At 63.4% G+C, this 16,345-nt stretch carries 15 protein-coding genes, 1 tRNA gene and 1 pseudogene; 4 read left to right on the top strand and 13 right to left on the bottom strand.

The annotated features are described in order from the left end of the window. Nucleotides 1-84 precede the first annotated feature (84 nt). Complete coding sequence (pdxR, locus tag HU752_RS02545; protein WP_186683799.1) at nt 85-1,491, bottom strand: MocR-like pyridoxine biosynthesis transcription factor PdxR; 1,407 nt, start codon at nt 1,489-1,491, stop codon at nt 85-87. A 156-nt stretch (nt 1,492-1,647) separates the two neighbouring features. Here pdxR and HU752_RS02550 point away from each other — a divergent pair, with 156 nt between their 5' ends. Genes HU752_RS02550 through HU752_RS02560 form a run of 3 tightly spaced genes read left to right on the top strand, consistent with a single transcriptional unit; the run spans nt 1,648 to nt 3,159 of the window. Next, nucleotides 1,648-2,124, top strand: a complete 477-nt coding sequence (locus HU752_RS02550; protein WP_186683798.1) for a carboxymuconolactone decarboxylase family protein — start codon at nt 1,648-1,650, stop codon at nt 2,122-2,124. After that, complete coding sequence (locus tag HU752_RS02555; RefSeq protein WP_186683797.1) at nt 2,114-2,560, top strand: GNAT family N-acetyltransferase; 447 nt, start codon at nt 2,114-2,116, stop codon at nt 2,558-2,560. Before HU752_RS02550 ends, HU752_RS02555 begins: the two co-directional genes overlap by 11 nt. Next, complete coding sequence (locus HU752_RS02560) at nt 2,557-3,159, top strand: FMN-dependent NADH-azoreductase (RefSeq protein ID WP_186683796.1); 603 nt, start codon at nt 2,557-2,559, stop codon at nt 3,157-3,159. The genes HU752_RS02555 and HU752_RS02560 overlap by 4 nt, the downstream gene beginning before the upstream one ends. Nucleotides 3,160-3,558: 399 nt before the next feature. On the opposite strand, the gene HU752_RS02565 is transcribed toward HU752_RS02560, so the two are convergent. The 5 genes from HU752_RS02565 to HU752_RS02585 form a co-directional block, all read right to left on the bottom strand. Then, entirely contained in the window at nt 3,559-4,770 is a 1,212-nt protein-coding gene (locus HU752_RS02565; protein ID WP_186683795.1) for a methyltransferase, read from the bottom strand. 203 nt (nt 4,771-4,973) lie between these two features. Then, the gene (locus HU752_RS02570; RefSeq protein ID WP_186683794.1) at nt 4,974-5,663 is read right to left on the bottom strand and encodes an ABC transporter permease; all 690 of its coding nucleotides are present in this window, start codon (nt 5,661-5,663) and stop codon (nt 4,974-4,976) included. Continuing rightward, nucleotides 5,663-6,355, bottom strand: a complete 693-nt coding sequence (locus tag HU752_RS02575) for an ABC transporter permease (protein WP_186683793.1) — start codon at nt 6,353-6,355, stop codon at nt 5,663-5,665. The genes HU752_RS02570 and HU752_RS02575 overlap by 1 nt, the downstream gene beginning before the upstream one ends. Before the next feature lie 237 nt (nt 6,356-6,592). Continuing rightward, the gene (locus tag HU752_RS02580) at nt 6,593-7,348 is read right to left on the bottom strand and encodes an ABC transporter substrate-binding protein (protein WP_186683792.1); all 756 of its coding nucleotides are present in this window, start codon (nt 7,346-7,348) and stop codon (nt 6,593-6,595) included. Between the two features lie 13 nt (nt 7,349-7,361). Beyond that, entirely contained in the window at nt 7,362-8,135 is a 774-nt protein-coding gene (locus HU752_RS02585; RefSeq protein WP_017901599.1) for an ABC transporter ATP-binding protein, read from the bottom strand. 532 nt (nt 8,136-8,667) lie between these two features. Here HU752_RS02585 and gabP point away from each other — a divergent pair. Then, entirely contained in the window at nt 8,668-10,059 is a 1,392-nt protein-coding gene (gene gabP / locus HU752_RS02590; protein WP_186683791.1) for a GABA permease, read from the top strand. Nucleotides 10,060-10,153: 94 nt separating this feature from the next. Here gabP and HU752_RS02595 read toward each other — a convergent pair whose 3' ends face one another. The 7 genes and pseudogenes from HU752_RS02595 to HU752_RS02625 all read right to left on the bottom strand — a co-directional run bounded on the left by HU752_RS02595 (nt 10,154) and on the right by HU752_RS02625 (nt 16,176). Beyond that, a complete protein-coding gene (locus tag HU752_RS02595) occupies nt 10,154-10,561 on the bottom strand; it encodes a hypothetical protein (protein ID WP_017901597.1) in 408 nt (135 codons plus the stop codon). 79 nt (nt 10,562-10,640) lie between these two features. Continuing rightward, nucleotides 10,641-11,216: pseudogene (locus HU752_RS02600) on the bottom strand (DUF1016 N-terminal domain-containing protein); the annotation flags it as partial. Between the two features lie 114 nt (nt 11,217-11,330). Further along, nucleotides 11,331-12,290, bottom strand: a complete 960-nt coding sequence (locus HU752_RS02605; RefSeq protein ID WP_186683790.1) for an alpha/beta hydrolase family protein — start codon at nt 12,288-12,290, stop codon at nt 11,331-11,333. 154 nt (nt 12,291-12,444) lie between these two features. After that, nucleotides 12,445-12,520: transfer RNA gene (locus tag HU752_RS02610), tRNA-Phe, on the bottom strand. A 103-nt stretch (nt 12,521-12,623) separates the two neighbouring features. Continuing rightward, a complete protein-coding gene (locus tag HU752_RS02615; RefSeq protein WP_186683789.1) occupies nt 12,624-12,896 on the bottom strand; it encodes an oxidative damage protection protein in 273 nt (90 codons plus the stop codon). Continuing rightward, nucleotides 12,893-13,960 carry an A/G-specific adenine glycosylase gene (gene mutY, locus HU752_RS02620; protein ID WP_186683788.1) on the bottom strand — a complete coding sequence of 356 codons (1,068 nt, stop codon included), beginning with the start codon at nt 13,958-13,960 and terminating at the stop codon, nt 12,893-12,895. Before mutY ends, HU752_RS02615 begins: the two co-directional genes overlap by 4 nt. Next, nucleotides 13,957-16,176: an AsmA family protein gene (locus HU752_RS02625; protein ID WP_186683787.1), complete on the bottom strand. Its 2,220-nt coding sequence runs from the start codon at nt 16,174-16,176 to the stop codon at nt 13,957-13,959. Before HU752_RS02625 ends, mutY begins: the two co-directional genes overlap by 4 nt. Between the last annotated feature and the right edge of the window lie 169 nt (nt 16,177-16,345).

A 16,345-nucleotide genomic window follows, 5' to 3' on the forward strand; every position in this document is an offset into this window, starting at 1 on the left:
GGCGACGATTATAGCGATTGGCGGGGTTCTGTAAACCCCTGATATTTGACTATTTTTGCGGGCCCAATGGTGGTGGATCGCCGGCTATCCGCCGTCTGGGCGCGCTTCCAGGATCACCGCCAGCAGTCTGGCAGCCACTTCGCGCGCTTGTTCGGCCGAGGCCACGTTGGTAAAGCCCATCAGCAGGCCGCCTTCCTTGCCGGCCGTCAGTTGCCAGTGCGACAGGGCCTCGATGGCCAGCCCCGCCGCCCGTGCGCGCCGGGCGACCTGGGTATCCGGCACATCGACCAGTAGCCGCACCAGCAGGTTGATCCCGCCCGCCTGCGGATCGACCTTGAGCCTGCCGCCGCACACGTCTTCCAGCGCCTTGACCAGCAGCGCCCGGCGCACGCTGTACAGCTGGCGCATTTTCTTCAGGTGACGGGTGAAATGGCCTTGGTTGAGGAAGTCGCTGACTGTCGCCTGCAGCAGTTCCGGGCAGCGGTTGCGCAGCAGCCGGGCGAGCTGTTCGAAGCGTTCGACCTGGGCTCGTGGCACCACCAGGTAGGCCAGGCGCAGGCCGGGGAACAGCATCTTGCTGAAGGTGCCGGCATACAGCACGCGGTCGTGCTGGTCCTGGCTCTTCAGGGCGGGCAGGGGCCGGCCGCGGTAGCGGAATTCGCTGTCGTAGTCGTCTTCCAGTACCCAGCTGGAGTGCTCTCGTGCCCAGTCGAGCAGGGCCTGGCGGCGCGCCGGGCTCAAGGCGACGCCCAGCGGGCTCTGGTGGGCCGGGCTGACGATCGCCAGCCGTGCCGCCGGTGCTTGGCGGATGCCTTGCTGCACCTGCAGGCCGTCGCTGTCGACCGCCACCGGGATCAGTTTCACGCCACGATTGAGCAGGATCTGCCGCGCATGCAGGTAGCCGGGATCTTCGAACCAGCAGTCCTGGCCGGCCATTTCCAGGCTCTCGCAAACCCGTTCGAGTACGGCGTTGTAGCCGCTGCAGATGAACACCTGGTCCGGCGTGCATTGCACGCCTCGGTACAGGCCCAGGTACTGGGCGATGGCTGCGCGCAGGGGCGCGTAGCCACGCGGGTCGCTGAAGCCGAGGCTGGCGCTGTCGGTCTGGCGGGCGCGTTGGGTGATCAGGCGGGCCCAGAGCTTGCGCGGGAAGGCGTCCAGGGCCGGCATGCCCAGTTGCAGTGGCAGCGGTTGCTCCTGTTCGGTCGACGTGCTGTTGGCAGCCGGCTTGCCCGGAGCGCTGGGCAGGTCCAGGGCGATGATGGTGCCAGCCTGGCCACGGGCCGTCAGGTAGCCTTCGCTGACCAGCAGCGCATAGGCGGCCTCGACGGTGCCTCGTGCCAGGTTGAGTTCGGCGGCGAGGGCGCGTACCGAGGGTACCCGGTCGCCGGGCCGCAACTGGCCGTCGGCGATCGCCCCGCGAATGCGTCGATAGACCACCAGGTACTTCGGTACACCCGGTTCGGCGACAGCGGCACTGGCTGGGGGCATGGGCTTTTTCCGGGAATGGGCAGGGCGGTCCAGTCTAAACCCATCGCAGCGGTGGGACATGTCCCAAATGGCTTGTCCGATCTTGGCCCTGTCGGTGCAGGGCAGTGGTCAGCAGACTGGAGGTCAGATCTTCATCGACCCACAGGAAAACCGACCATGACACAACGTCTCGATTATTTTGCCGCCGCACCCCAGGGCTACAAGGCGCTGGGCGGCGTGAAAAGTTATGTACAGGGCTGCGGGCTGTCACCCCAGCTGATCGACCTGGTGTACCTGCGGGTTTCGCAGATCAATGGCTGCGCCTACTGCATCAACCAGCACTCGCGGGATCTGCTCAAGCTGGGCGTCAGCGCCGACAAGGTACAACTGGTGCCGGTGTGGCGCGAGGCCGAGTCGTTGTTCGAGACGCGTGAACGTGCTGCCCTGGCCTGGGCCGAGAGGGTGACCCTGGTGCACCAGACCGCGATTCCGGATGCGGACTACCAGGCCGTTGCGGCGGTGTTCGGCGAGAAGGAACTGGCTGACCTGACCTTGGCGATCGGTCTGATGAATGCCCTGAACCGTGTCGGCGTCGGCTTTCGCCTGGTGCCGCCCGGTGTTCGTGAGCATGAGGAGGTCGCCCGTGGACAGTGATCTGGAGTATCAACTGATCGAAAGCGAAGCCGATTGCCGCGAGTGCTTTGCCGTGATGCGCGAGTTGCGCCCGCACCTGGGCGACGAGCAGTCCTTCGCCGAACAGGTGTTCCGCCAGGGCGAGCAAGGTTATCGCCTGCTGGCGCTGCGTGAGCGGGGATGGGTGATCGGGCTGGCCGGCTTCCGGGTGACGGAGAATTTTCTCTATGGGCGCTTCGTCTATGTCGATGATCTGGTGGTGAGCGCCGCGCAGCAGCGGCGTGAGCTGGGAGCCGGGCTGCTGGAGGCGGTACGACGGCACACTCGGGCGCTGGGCTATCGTTACCTGGTGCTCGATACTGGCCTGCACATGCCGTTGGCGCAGCGTTTCTACTTCCGGCAGGGGATGCTGGCCAAGGGGATGCACTTCTTTCAGGACCTGGAGCCCGCCGTATGAGTCGAGTGTTGTTGCTGAATTTCAGTCCCCACGGCAAGGCGGCTCGTGGCTATCAGTTGGCCGCCGATGTGTTGCAGGGTCTGCCGGGTGTCTCGGCGCTGGTCGAGCGGCAGTTGGGGAGCGAGCCACTGCCGCTGGTGAGCGGTGCCTACGCGACGGCCGTCACCACGCTGGATCGCCAGGCTGCGGCTGTCGAGGTCTCCGAGCAGCAGATCGTCGAGCTGGAGAACAGCGATCTGTTGGTGCTGTGTACGCCGCTACACAACTTCACGCTGCCGGCAGCGTTGAAGCTGTGGGTCGATCATGTGGTGCGGATTCAGCGCAGTTTCGGCGGCGATGGGGCAGGGCGGAAAGTCGGGCTGCTTAGGGACCGGCCAACCTTCGTGCTGGTCAGTTCCGGTGGTTTCATCCAGGGCGAGAAGGCCAACCAGCCGGATTTCCTGACCCCTTGCCTGACGGCGCAGCTGGATTGCGTGGGGATTCGGCAGGTGAGGTTTATCTATCTGCAGGGATCCGTGCGTGGGGATGAGGCGGTGCGCCTGGAGATGGTCGAGGCCAGGAGATTGTTTCTTGAGGGGGTGTTGGCGGTGGTGGGTTGAGGTGGATGGCCGCCTGCGGCGGATCGCCAGCAAGCGGAGCGCCGCCCGGCCGTCTCCCACAATGACCGCGGCCCTCTGTAGGCGCGTGGCTTGCCCGCGAATAGGCCGTCAAGTCTTGCCCACAACCATAGAGTCTCCCACAAGGATTGGCGTGTCTTCAGAAAGGGGTTATTGCCGTTGGCTCGCGTGCTTATGCACAAGTGGTTGGTCGGCGGAGCAGCAAACGGAAGGATTTGTGAACGCGTTCTCAGCATGTTGCAACTGTCTGTTTTTCCGTCGATTTATTTCGTGAACAAAAAATGACCAACCGTCTGTCGGCGATGCAGGCGTTGTTTTCAGCGGCTATGTGCTAAAAGCATCAACAGAGTTATCCACAGGCTGTGCATGGCAATGTGACAGTTAGTCGCGTTCGGCCAGCAGCATCAGGTTGCGTGGTGTCAGTGGGCTTTCGCAGAACTGACCGAGGCGTACGCGGTAGCCCTGTTCTTCCAGATACAGCGCCCGATCAAGCACCAGCCAGAGCTCCAGTGGGCGGCGGAACAGGCCGCGCAGCAGTTCCAGGTTGCGCACTTCGGCCAATCGTTGCCAGCCGGCGGCTTCCAGTTGCGCCCAATCCTGCTCGCCGACTGTGGATAACTCCTTGAGCGCGGCCAGGTCGCGGCAGTAGTCGGCGAAGGGCTTGTCCAGCCAGGCGCTGGGCAGCGAGGGCGTGGGCAGGTAGTCGTCGCTATCGCGCAACTGGCGTTGCAGCAGGTCGAAGGCCAGGCGACGAGCCATGGAGTGGTCGCGCTGGCGGCGTACCCGATTGCCCGCAGTGACGGTTTCACTCAGGGGCAGGGCCAGGTCCTCCAGCGACAATTGCAGCCCGGAGGCCTTGGCGGCGATGGATAAGGGTTGGTAGTGGCTGGCGCTGATGCGGTTGTAGCAGCATGGGGCGATGGCCAGTTGTCCACAGCCGGCGCGGCTGGCGAGTTGCATCAGGCGCACGTGCAGGTCGCCGCAGGCGTGCAGGGCCACTGGTGTGTGGCCGGCATCCAGGCGCTGGGCGGCTTCGGTGGCCATGACGTCCTGCTGGACATGCTGGGCAGACAGGTGGTGATGCTGGCTCAGGCGGGCGCCGCTGGCGACCAGGGCCGGGTCGTATTCCAGGCAGGTCAGTTGCTGGCCGGGTTGCAGCAGTCGACGACCGAGGTGGCCCTTGCCCGAGCACCAGTCGAGCCAGTGGCCGGGAGTGTGGGTGAAATCGAGGCAGGCGGCGAAGGCTTCGATCTGCTGCCATTTGCGACCGGGGACATCGACGTTGAGGCGTGGGCTGGCGGCCGGCAGCGATTTGTCCGGGAGGTTGCCGACGCTGGCCAGGGCTGCGGACTCGGCAGCCAGTGCCGGGAACGGCGCTGGGGCGCCAAGTTGCTCGGGATGGTTGTGACTGTTTTCGGCCTCTTCGAGGCTGCGCTGGCGGAGCCAGGTGGCGAGTTGCGGATGTTCGGTTTCCCACGGCAGTTGCAGGTGGGTGAAGGGCCGTGGGCTCCAGAGGTGCTGGTGAGCCGACAGGAAGGTGTCCAGGGCCTGGAAGCGAGTTTGCAGGGTGTGGCCTTGGAGGATGGGGTGCATGCTGGGGTCCGGGTTGTCGGGGCGGCTTCTTCGCGGATGAATCCGGCTCCCACAGTGTCGGCGTCGTTCGCAGGATTCATGCACGGCGCGAGCATCTTGTGGGAGCCGGCGGTCCGGCGTCCCGGTTTATCCGCGAAGAGGCCCCTCAAGTCGACAGAAATCTTCTGTCGCGCAGGTGATTTGAAACCCCCGCGCGATTCGCATCAGCGCCCCTGGCAGGCGTCGACTCGCATCCAGCGTTCCAGCAGCTTGAACGCCTGCACCAGCAGGAACGAAATCGCCAGGTAGAACACCCCGGCGGTGAAGAACATGTCCACCGTCAGGTAGTTGCGCGCGATGATGGTCCGGGTCATGCCGGTCAGTTCCAGCAGGGTCACGGTACTCGCCAGCGAGCTGGCCTTGAGCATCAGGATCACTTCGTTGCTGTAGGCCGGCAGGCCGATGCGCGCCGCCCGTGGCAGGATGATGTAGAACAGTGCCTTGGGTCGCGACATGCCCAGTGCCCGCGCCGCCTCGATCTCGCCCGGCGGTATGGCCTGGATGGCGCCGCGCAGGATCTCGGCGATGTAGGCGGTGGTATGCAGGGTCATGGTCGCCGCCGCGCACCAGAACGGGTCACGCAGGTACGGCCACATGAAGCTGTCGCGGACCACGTCGAACTGCGCCAGGCCGTAGTACACCAGGAACAGCTGCACCAGCAGCGGCGTGCCGCGGAAGAAGAAGATGTAGCAGTAGGGCAGGGCCTGCACGTAGCGCAGCTTCGACGCCCGGGCGATGCCCAGCGGCACGGCGAGGATCAGTCCCAGCACCACGGCGATGCCCAGCAGCTCAAGCGTCAAGGCCGCGCCCTGGAAGAACTTCGGCAGCCATTTGATGATGACTTCCCATTCCATTATGTGGTCCTCACAAAACCGCGAGCGGCACGTTTTTCCAGGAAGTGCATGCCGATCATCGAGAGGATGGTCAGGCCCAGGTACATGAAGGCTGCCACCAGGTAGAAGGTGAAGGGCAGCTTGGTGAACTGCACGGCGTTCTGTGCCTGGCGCATGATTTCTTCCAGGCTGATGACCGACACCAGGGCGGTGTCCTTCATCAGGATCATGAACAGGTTGCCCAGCCCGGGCAGGGCGATGCGCCACATCTGCGGCAGGATCAGCCGGGTGAAGATCCGCGGCCGGGACATGCCCAGCGCGACGCCGGCTTCACGATGGCCCTTGGGAATCGCCAGGATCGCCCCGCGGAACACTTCCGTGGCGTAGGCGCCGAAGCACAGGCCCAGGGCGATGACACCGGCGGCGAAGGGGCTCAGGGCCAGGTCGGGGTTGCCGAACAGGTCACCCAGGGCGCTCATCAGGTTGACGGTGCCGTAATAGATCAGCAGCACCCAGAGCAATTCCGGGACGCCGCGGACCAGGGTCGAATAGGTGCCTCCCAGCCATTGCAGCGGCTTGTAGGGGGAAGTCTTGGCCAATGCACCGAGTAGCCCGAGCACCAGTCCCAGGCACAGGGCCGAGAGCGCGAGCTTGACGGTCATCAGCGCACCGGCGGCAAGCACCGGGCCGAATCCGTAGAGATCAATATTCATGGGCAAGGCAGGCTTTGCTTGGGGACGAGCGGCACCCGTCGGGCTCTAGGCTATGCACGAAATCGCTTGAAACTTGTTTATGCGGCGTTAAAAACCGGCTCGGAATGCTCATTGACAACCAGTCAAGTCGGGCGCGACCCCGGGCGTTCCTCGCCGGTTTTTGCCTTGCCTAACCTGCGTTTCAAACAATTTCGTACACAGCCTATGGCCCTTCGGGGTGCCGGCCATCGGGACGGGTCAGAGGATGCTGAACGGGAAGTACTTGTCGTTGATCTTCTTGTAGGTGCCGTCGGCGATGATTTCCTTCAGCGCGGCGTTCAGGCGTTCACGCAGGGCGTCGTCCTTCTTGCGTACGGCGATGCCGATCTTGTCGCTTTCTTCCACGGGCTCGCCCTTGAACTCGTAGGCCTTGCCGGCATCGCTTTTCAGCCACTCGTAGTTGACGTACTTGTCCGCCAGGATGGCGTCCAGGCGGCCGGCCTGCAGGTCGAGGTAGGCGTTTTCCTGGGTGTCATAGAGCTTGATGGTGACATCGCTGCCCAGGTGGTCTTCCAGCCAGCTGCCGGCCAGGGTCGAACGCTGCGCGCCGATGATCTTGCCCTTGAGCGAGGCCTTGTCGGTCTTGAACTCGGCGTCTTTCTTGGCGGCGATGAACTGCAGCTTGTTGGAGTAGTACGGGTCGGTGAAGTTGACCGCCTGCTTGCGCTCGTCGGTGATCGACATGGACGAGATCAGGAAATCGAACTTCTTGGTCTGCAGGGCCGGGATGATGCCGTCCCAGTCGGAGGTGACCACGGTGCACTCGACTTTCATCTTGGCGCACAGAGCGTCGCCGATGTCCTTGTCGAAGCCTACGACCTGACCACTGGCGTCCTTGTTGTTGAACGGTGGGTAGGCGGCCTCGATACCCATCTTCAGGGTCTCGGCCAGGGCGCTGGCGCTGAAGGCCATGGAGACGGCAGCGGCCAGGAGGATTTTTTTGTAGGTCTGCATGCGTGTTGCTCCGTTAGCGGTTGCTGGACATGAATTGTTTGCAGCGCGCCGACTGCGGGTTCTCGAAAACCTGCTGCGGCGTGCCCTGTTCTTCCACCAGGCCCTGGTGGAGGAACACCACTTCACTGGAAACCTGGCGGGCGAAGCCCATTTCATGGGTGACCAGCAGCATGGTGCGGCCTTCTTCGGCCAGGGCGCGGATCACGTTGAGGACTTCCTGGACCATCTCGGGGTCGAGGGCCGAGGTCGGCTCGTCGAACAGGATGACCTTCGGTTGCATGGCCAGCGTGCGGGCGATGGCCGCGCGTTGTTGCTGGCCGCCAGAAAGCTGGGCGGGGTAGGCGTGGCGCTTGTCGGCGATACCGACCTTGGCCAGCAGTGCTTCGGCGATCTCGATGGCTTCGGCCTTGCTCTGGCCGAGCACGCGGCGCGGGGCCTCGATGATGTTGTCGAGGATGGTCATGTGCGGCCAGAGGTTGAAGTTCTGGAACACGAAACCGATTTCGCTGCGCAGGCGGTTGATCTGCCGGCCGTCGGCGGCCACCAGTTCGCCGTTCTTCGCGGCCTTGAGCTTGAGTTCTTCGCCGTTGACCAGGATCTGGCCCTGGTGCGGGTTTTCCAGCAGGTTGATGCAGCGCAGGAACGTGGACTTGCCGGAACCGGAGGAACCGAGGATCGAGATCACATCACCGTCACGGGCGGTCAGCGAGATACCCTTGAGTACCTCCAGCTCACCATAGCGTTTGTGCAAGTTGCGGATTTCTAGCGCGGGCGTGGCCTCAGCCATGTGCGTTCCTCATTGTTCGTTGCGCTCCTGCTGTTGGCTGCCTTCCTGGCGAGCGCCAAGCTAGCATAGGGTTCGAACGGGGTAGGTCGGTGCCGTGGCAGGTTGTCGCATCGGCACAGCAGACTGTCGCCCCATCAACAACCGAACACCCGTTTGATCCGTCTTTACCTTGACCGTCGCGTCAAAAAGGGCGCGATGTTGCCAGCTTTGGCCGAGGGTTGGAAGGGTAAACCGGCTCAACGGACAATGTGTCGCCCTTAAATGGGGCGGCCTGACAATTTTTGCCTGTTTCCGGTGCGACCGATGGGTTTGAATCTGGGTGGCTCGGTAACGTTCTGGCTAATTGCCATTAATCTCAATGACTTGCGATCGTCCTCCGGTCGGGTGTCCAGGCCCCGGGAGCCGGGGCGCTGTAATATTTTGGCGCAAAATTTGCGTAAAAAATAAAACACGCCCCGTTGAGTTCCTTTTACAAGGTGCTCGGTAACGCCGGGCGGAGTGAATAGCTCTTCATTGCACAGGTAATCTCCCAATGAGCGGTACGCATAATTCCAACAATCTGGAGCAAGGGCTCAAGCCCCGGCACGTGACGATGTTGTCGATCGCCGGGGTGATCGGCGCCGGGCTGTTCGTCGGTTCCGGGCATGCGATTGCCGAAGCGGGTCCAGCGGTGCTGATGGCCTATGCCGCAGCGGGTACCCTGGTGGTGCTGGTGATGCGCATGCTCGCCGAGATGGCCGTGGCTTCTCCCGATACCGGTTCCTTTTCGACCTACGCCGACCGTGCCATCGGGCACTGGGCCGGTTTCACCATCGGTTGGCTGTACTGGTGGTTCTGGGTGCTGGTGATCCCGCTGGAGGCCAACGCCGCCGCGACGATCCTGCATGCCTGGTTCCCCAATGTGGCGATCTGGGCCTTCACCCTGATCATCACCTTGCTGCTGACGGCGACCAACCTGTTCAGCGTGAAGAACTACGGTGAATTCGAGTTCTGGTTCGCCCTGATCAAGGTGGTGGCGATCATCGGCTTCGTCGCGCTGGGGATCCTGGCGATCCTCGGCCTGCTGCCGACCAGCCAGGTCAGCGGTGTGTCGCACCTGGTCGATACCGTGGGCTTCATGCCGAACGGCCTGGGCGCTGTGCTGGCGGCCATGCTGACCACCATGTTCTCGTTCATGGGGACAGAGATCGTGACCATCGCTGCTGCCGAATCGAAGGATCCGGGCAAGCAGATCACCAAGGCCACCAACTCGGTGATCTGGCGGATCGGCCTGTTCTACCTGGTGTCGATCTTCATCGTGGTGTCGCTGGTGCCCTGGAATGACCCGAGCCTGGCGGCCGTCGGTTCCTACCAGACCGTGCTGGATCGGATGGGTATCCCGAACGCCAAGCTGATCGTCGACCTGGTGGTGCTCGTTGCCGTGACCAGCTGCCTGAACTCGGCGCTGTACACCGCTTCGCGGATGCTGTTCTCCCTGGGCAAGCGCGGCGATGCGCCGGCGATGTCCAAGCGCACCAACGCCAGCGGCACGCCTTACTGGGCGGTGATGTTGTCGACCGGGGCGGCGTTCCTGGCGGTATTCGCCAACTACGTGGCCCCGGCTGCGGTGTTCGAGTTCCTGCTCGCCAGCTCCGGCGCGATCGCACTGCTGGTGTACCTGGTGATCGCCGTGTCGCAACTGCGCATGCGTCGTCAGCGGATGGCCAAGGGCGAGAAAATCGACTTCAGGATGTGGCTGTTCCCGGGCCTGACCTGGGCGGTGATCGTCTTCATCGTCGCGGTGCTGACCGTGATGCTGTTCCAGGATGCCCACCGCGTGGAAGTGCTGGCGACGGGTCTGCTGAGCATTCTGGTGGTGGCAGCGGGTCTGCTGGTCTCGCGTCGGCGTCGGCTGGAGAAGGCCGGGCGTGCAGTGCTGAACTAGGCACCTGCCAGGGCCCCTTGCTCACCGCCAGGGGCCTGGTACCGGCAGTTGATCTGTCGGCGATGTCTCAAGCGCCCTGCGGGGCGCTTTTTCTTTATGCTCCAGCGTCCTGCAGAGCCTGCGAAGCCGCTACATAGTCTGCCTGGAAGGCCGGGCTCTCGATCCAGGCCAGTGCGGCCTCCTCGGTGCCCTCGGTGGACCACTGGCGGTACTCGATCAATGCGGACAGGATGAAGTCTGTCGCATCCTCTTCGCCTTCCTGTTCTACGACCAACTCCAGCAGCGGGTCTTCCAGGAAGACGCGGCACATGGCCTGCTGGCTGGTGGCCTCGGCGTCGCGCATTCTCTTGAACAGATCCGTCAGGTCGACCGACTCGAGGTCGATCCGGTCGTCATCGATCGGCAGCGACTCGACCGGCTCGCTGGCGCGGCGGACGCGGTTCTGCTTGGCCTTGGTTTTCGCCCGTTGTGCGCGCTTGTGTTGCTTGTTCTGGGATGCCATGGGCTTGCGGTGCTTTGAAAAAGGGAACAAGCGCGGATTATCCCAGTGAACCGGAGGAATGCCAAAGAGCATTTTGTCGAGATGGCAAGCCAAGGAACTCGAGCAGAACCGGGTCGCGGACGAATTCCCTCGGGCTGGCCTGGTGGGTGTCGATGTGCGAGGCGGCCTCGTGCTGCACGGCTTCGCGGTCCTGGCTGGCGAGCAGGCGTTCGTAGTAAAGCGTACCGATCTGGCGCTCCAGGGCGCGGGTGGTCCAGTTCTGGTTGGCTGCTTCATGCATGTACCAATGACGAGCAGCTTCCTCATCCACGCGCAGGAGGTGGCGGTAGTGGGATCAGCTCAATTCGGTACGCACTGCGTTCCAAATTGGGAAGTGCTGATAGAAGCCGCGCATGTGGCGTAGGTTGCGTTCGTCGAACCCCTTGCCGAAGTCTCGGGTCAGCGTCTTGGCAAGGGCTGGCGGCAAGCGTTTTCCATAGGCTGCGCGAGCTGCGTCTGCCTGTTCGAACTCAACGATATGCCGGCCGATCTGCCAGCAGGTTTGCACCTGAATCGTATCCACGGCGCGCAAGGCGCGTTGAGGGGCTTGGCGAATCAGGTCGCCGAGGTTTTCGAGTAGAGGGGCAAGCTGTCTGTCCTGCTCGCTGGCGGTGATGGAAGGGTTCGTGGGGGCCTCTTGTGTGAGTGGTTTGTACGCAAGAGGATGGCAGCAGCTGCTTCATCAGGTTTCACGGTAAAAAAACGTAGTCTCAGGCTTTGTAGGCCGTTTCTACTTTGTCTGAGGTCCGCCTTGGAGTTTGCTGAGCTGCCCGGGGAGCTCGCCAGTCAGTTCCGCTTTTCTGAGCCATTGCAGCGCAATGGGCCAAAGCTTCTCCTGGAATCGGCTATGGAAGAATGCGAAATGCCCTACCTCTGTTTCGCCGATGTCCTCAGGTTCGATACGCAGGTGGCTGCGTTCGCTGCCGGTGAAGTAACACAGCAGGCGTTCGATGGCCGCGCGAGTGCCGAACGGGTCGTCCGTAAGGCTAATGGCGAGGAGTTGCGCCTGGACTTGGGGGAAGGGCAGGGGGCCTCTCCTGCGTGCGCTGGGGCGCTTCTCGTAGCGTTTGGTCGGGGTGCTCCAGTCGGCTACTACACCCTTGGGCGTGTCTTCCAGCCAGCCAAGGCGTTTGCCGGGGAAGTAGCCGTACAGGCCGGTCACCAGTGGCATCAGCAGGTGCCACTTGGCGAACATCTTCCAGCGCATGGCCGGGGCGTAGTCGCGCCAGTAGGCGAACTGTGCGCCGACGGTCACCAGGCGTCGGATCAGCTGCCCCGAACTCGCCAGCCCCGCCGCACAGCCGCCGAAGCTGTGACCCACCACGTCGATCGGCTGGCCAGGGAACTCGCGGCGGGCCCGCTGTAGCATGGCTTCGAAATCCAGCATGCCCCAGTCGCTCCAGGAGGCCCTGAACCCGCCCATCGAGGCCGGACGCGATTCGCCGATGCCGCGATAGTCGTAGGTGATCACGTCGAGGCCGTTGGCGAACAGGTAGTCGGCGAATCGCGAGTAATAGCGACAGCGCAACGAAGTGGCGGCATTGATGATCACCACTGGACGCTCGGCCTGGCGTTCGCCATGGCGCCACTGGAAGCCGCCCAGGGCGTAGCCGTCGGCTGCGGGTTCGACGAAGGGGACGGCGATGCGGTCAACAGTGGATAGGGCCGCAGGGCACTCGCTGGCTGTCATGGGAGGGGTTCCTGGCGTTTGCCTCGAAGCCTGCGCGCAGGTTTCGTCAGCGCTCTTGTCAGGCGTCGACGCTAGCAAATTCCAGGCAATAAAAAACCCGCACTGGGCGGGTTTTTTAGTTTCAGCTGGCGTTGACACCACCTGAAGTAATTAGTGGTGCCCAGAGACGGAATCGAACCGCCGACACGGGGATTTTCAATCCCCTGCTCTACCGACTGAGCTATCTGGGCAACGGGGCGCATTAAAAGCGTTTTTCGAGGATGCGTCAAGCAAGATTTCAAAATTTTTTTAATTATTACCGTCGCTTACGACTCAAGCCTCGAAAACACGGGATCATTCGGCGGGTGGAACGTAGCCTTCGGCCTTGGCGTAATCCTCGCCGGAAAAGAACTTGTCCATCTCGCCCTGGATGTACTTGCGGTCTTCACCGTTCATCATGTTCAGGCGCTTTTCGTTGATCAGCAGGGTCTGGTGTTTCAGCCAGTCGCTCCAGGCCTTCTGCGAAACGTGATCGAAAATGTCCTGGCCCTTGGCGCCCGGATACGGAGGGCGGTCCAGGCCTGGCAGTTCTTCGTGGTACTTGCGGCACATTACGGTGCGGGTCATGACGACTCTCCTGCGTTCAATACGTCGGCGGCGCGCTTGAGCAGCTTTTTCACCGGGGCGGCGAGCCCCAGGCGCGGCGGGGTGGCGAGGTTATACCAGAGCCAGTCGGCCTCGGCCACGTGATGGGCGGACTCCTCGACCCGCACCAGCCACGGCTCGATATCCAACTGGAAATGGCTGAAGGTGTGGGTCAGCCCCGGCAGTTCCTGCTGCTGTCCCAACTCCAGCGAGTGCTGCAGGGCCAGGTGTGGCAGGTCATCGAGGTCATCGAGCTCCGGCAGGCTCCACAGGCCTCCCCAGAGGCCGCTGGAAGGCCTGCGGTAAAGCAGGATGGCGCCCTCGCGATTGGCCAGCAGCGGCATCAGCGTGCGCTTCTGGGGCACGCTCTTGCGCGGCTTGGGAATCGGGTAGCGGGTTTCCAGGCTGTACTTGTGGGCTTCACAACCACTTTCCAGCGGGCACAGCAGGCAGCTGGGCCTGCTGCGGGTGCAGAGCGTCGCGCCGAGGTCCATCATCGCCTGGGTGTAGTGGTTGACCCGCGTGTGGGGCGTGAACAGCTCGGCGTTGGCCCACAGTTGCCTGGCCACCTTGGGTTCGCCCGGATAACCTTCCTGGGCGGTGTAGCGGGCCAGCACGCGCTTGACGTTGCCGTCCAGGATCGGGGCGCGGATGCCCATGCTGATGCTGGCGATGGCGCCGGCCGTGGAGCGGCCGATGCCCGGCAGCTCGGTCAGCTTCTCGACATCTCGCGGAAACTCGCCGCCATGTTCGGCGACGACGATTTTCGCGGTCTTCTGCAGGTTGCGCGCCCGGGTGTAGTAGCCCAGCCCGGTCCACAGGTGCAGTACTTCATCTTCCGGTGCGGCAGCCAGGGCCTCGACGGTTGGCAGCGATGCCATGAACCGGTCGAAATAGTTCAGCACGGTGCTGACCTGGGTCTGCTGCAACATGATTTCCGATACCCACACCCGGTACGGGTTGATGTCCTGCTGCCAGGGCAGGTCGTGACGGCCATGGCGGTCGTACCATTCCAGCACCGCCGTGGAAAACTGCTCGGCTTTCATCGTTTGAACAGGCCCTTGAGTGCGTTCTTCAATTCCGGGCTGACCTTGTCGCCGAGTTTCTCGTCGATCTTCTCGCTCAGCTTGTTGCCGGCCGCGCGTGCGGCCACCTGGCCGAGCCCGTCCTTGTCGATGCGGCAGGCCTTGGCGCCCAGTTCCAGCGGGCCGCGACAGCGCAGCGGCCATTCGATGTCGGCAAAGTGCTCGCCAACCTGGCAGGCCGGGTCCGGCATGTCGCTCTTGTCGCCTTCGACGATGACGCCGATGCGGTAGTCCATGCCCAGCACGCGCAGGTCGATGTCGCCGTTGCCGTTGACGGTCAGGCCGGGGATGCGGACCTTCATGTCAGGGTTGCTGGCGACGCCGTTGCGGATGTTCAGGCTGCCCTTGAGTTCCTGGAACGGGGTGTCCTTGCCTCGTGGTTCGCTGCTCAGGGTCTTGCGGTTGAGCAGGGCGATGCCGGTGCACAGTTGCTGTTCCAGGTTGGCGTTGAGCAGCACGCCGTTGTTGAGGACGAAGCTGGCGGTGCCGTTGAGGCTGTCGATCAGCGCCTTTTCACTGTTGCCGGTGCCGCTCAGGTTGCTGTCGAGGGTCACCGCGCCCTTGATCGGCGGCTTCTGGCCCTGGGCCTGCAGCACGCGCTCGACCGGCACCCGGTTCAGCCGGGTCTGCAGGTTCAGGCGCGGTTGGTCGTTGCGCACGTCAAGGCTGCCCTTGCTCTCGAAACTGCCGTTGTAGAGCTCGCCGCGCAGGCTGCCGAGGGTCAGCAGGCCGCCTTGGCCGGTGGCCTTGAGGGCGGCGTTGTCGATCGGCAGCTTCTTCAGGGTCAACTGGTCGAAGTTCAGGTCGGCGTCCACGTCGAGGCTGCGCAGGCGCTCGATTGGCAGCAGCCGGTCGTTGCTCCAGGCCCCCTTGGTCGGTGAGTCGGGCAGCGGCGTGGTGCCGGCGACGGCGTTCGCCTCGCTGCTCATGACTTCGGCCTGGCGCACCTTCGAGGCGCTGTCGGCATCGGCCGACTTCGGCGGCAGGTAGCGGTCGGCGTTGAACGTGTCGCCCTTGAGCTGTACGCGCAGGGCCTGCTTGGCGAAGTCCTCGATGGCGATGCGGCCGCTGAAATTGCTGTCGTCGAGTTTCAGGTTGATGTTGTCCAGTGCCAGGCTGGTCGGCGTGCCGCTCAGGCGGGTCACCAGCTCGACGTTGGTCAGGCTGCCGTCGGCCACGGGTGGCAGCGGCTGGCCGACGCTGGCGAGGAACTTCATCAGGTCGAACTGGGCAATCGACAGGCCGCCGCTGAACTGCGGGGTCTTGTCGAGGTCGCGAGCCTTGAGCTCGCCGATCGCGCGCAGCTGGTTGGCCGACAGTTTGAGGCCGGTCCATTCGGCGATGTTGGCCGCCATGTCCACCAGCAACTGTCCCTGCATCGAGAAGGTCAGGCTCTTGCCTTGCAAGGGATCGCCCGAGGCCTCGCCGGTCAGGCGCATGTCTTCGAACTGGTAGCGCTTGAGCGCGCGGTCGAAGCGCAGGTTGCCGCCCAGCTCGGTACGGGCTCGCAGGACCGGCTGGTTGGTGCCGAAGAAGGCTGTCAGCTTGACCGCGATCTCCTTGCCTTCGTGAACCGGGCCGGTGCTCAGCTGGATGCTTTCCGAGGTGATCTGGCGGCCGGTCTTCTCATCGTTGAATTCGACCCGCGCGTTGTTCACCGTCAGGCTGTCGATGTCCAGGCGGATCGGCTGCGAGGGCTTTTCGGTCTCGGCGGTTGCGCTGCCCGGTGGCGTGTCAGCCGGCTGTCCGGTGGCGCTGGCGGTCTTGCTCGGCAGCGGCTGGCCGATGTCTTCCCAGTTGCCGTGGCCGTCCTTGTCGCGGTTGAGCATCAGGTTCAGGCCTTCGACGCGCACGTCGCTCATCTGCACCTGGCGGCGCAGCAGCGGCAGGACGCGCACCGACAGGCCGAGCATCTGCAGGTCGGCGAACGGCTTGGTCGGGTTGGTCAGGGTCGCCACGCTGGCGTCATGCAGTTCCAGGCCCAGCCACGGGAAAAGGCTCCAGCCGATGTCGCCATTGAGGGTCAGCTCGATGTGGGCCTTGTCGCGGGCTATCTGGCGGATCTCGTCCTTGTAGTCGTTGGGATCGAACCAGTGGGTGAGCGCGAAGCCCAGTGCCACGATGATCAGCAACAGTCCGAGAAGTACCAGCCCCAGGATTTTGCCGAACGCTTTCATGGGCGAATCCTTGTGTTGAGTCGAATTTGGAGTCAGCTGGCGAGTATAACGCTACGAGGACGGTCGGTTGGCGCTAGGTTGTTGGCGATTGTGAATCGACCGGTGTAGCGGTGTTGCCGCAAATGCGTCATCGCCAGCCAGCCGGCTCCCACCGGGAGAGGGGCGGGCC

Source organism: Pseudomonas vanderleydeniana, from assembly GCF_014268755.2.
In the GTDB taxonomy this organism is placed as follows: Bacteria; Pseudomonadota; Gammaproteobacteria; order Pseudomonadales; family Pseudomonadaceae; genus Aquipseudomonas; species Aquipseudomonas vanderleydeniana.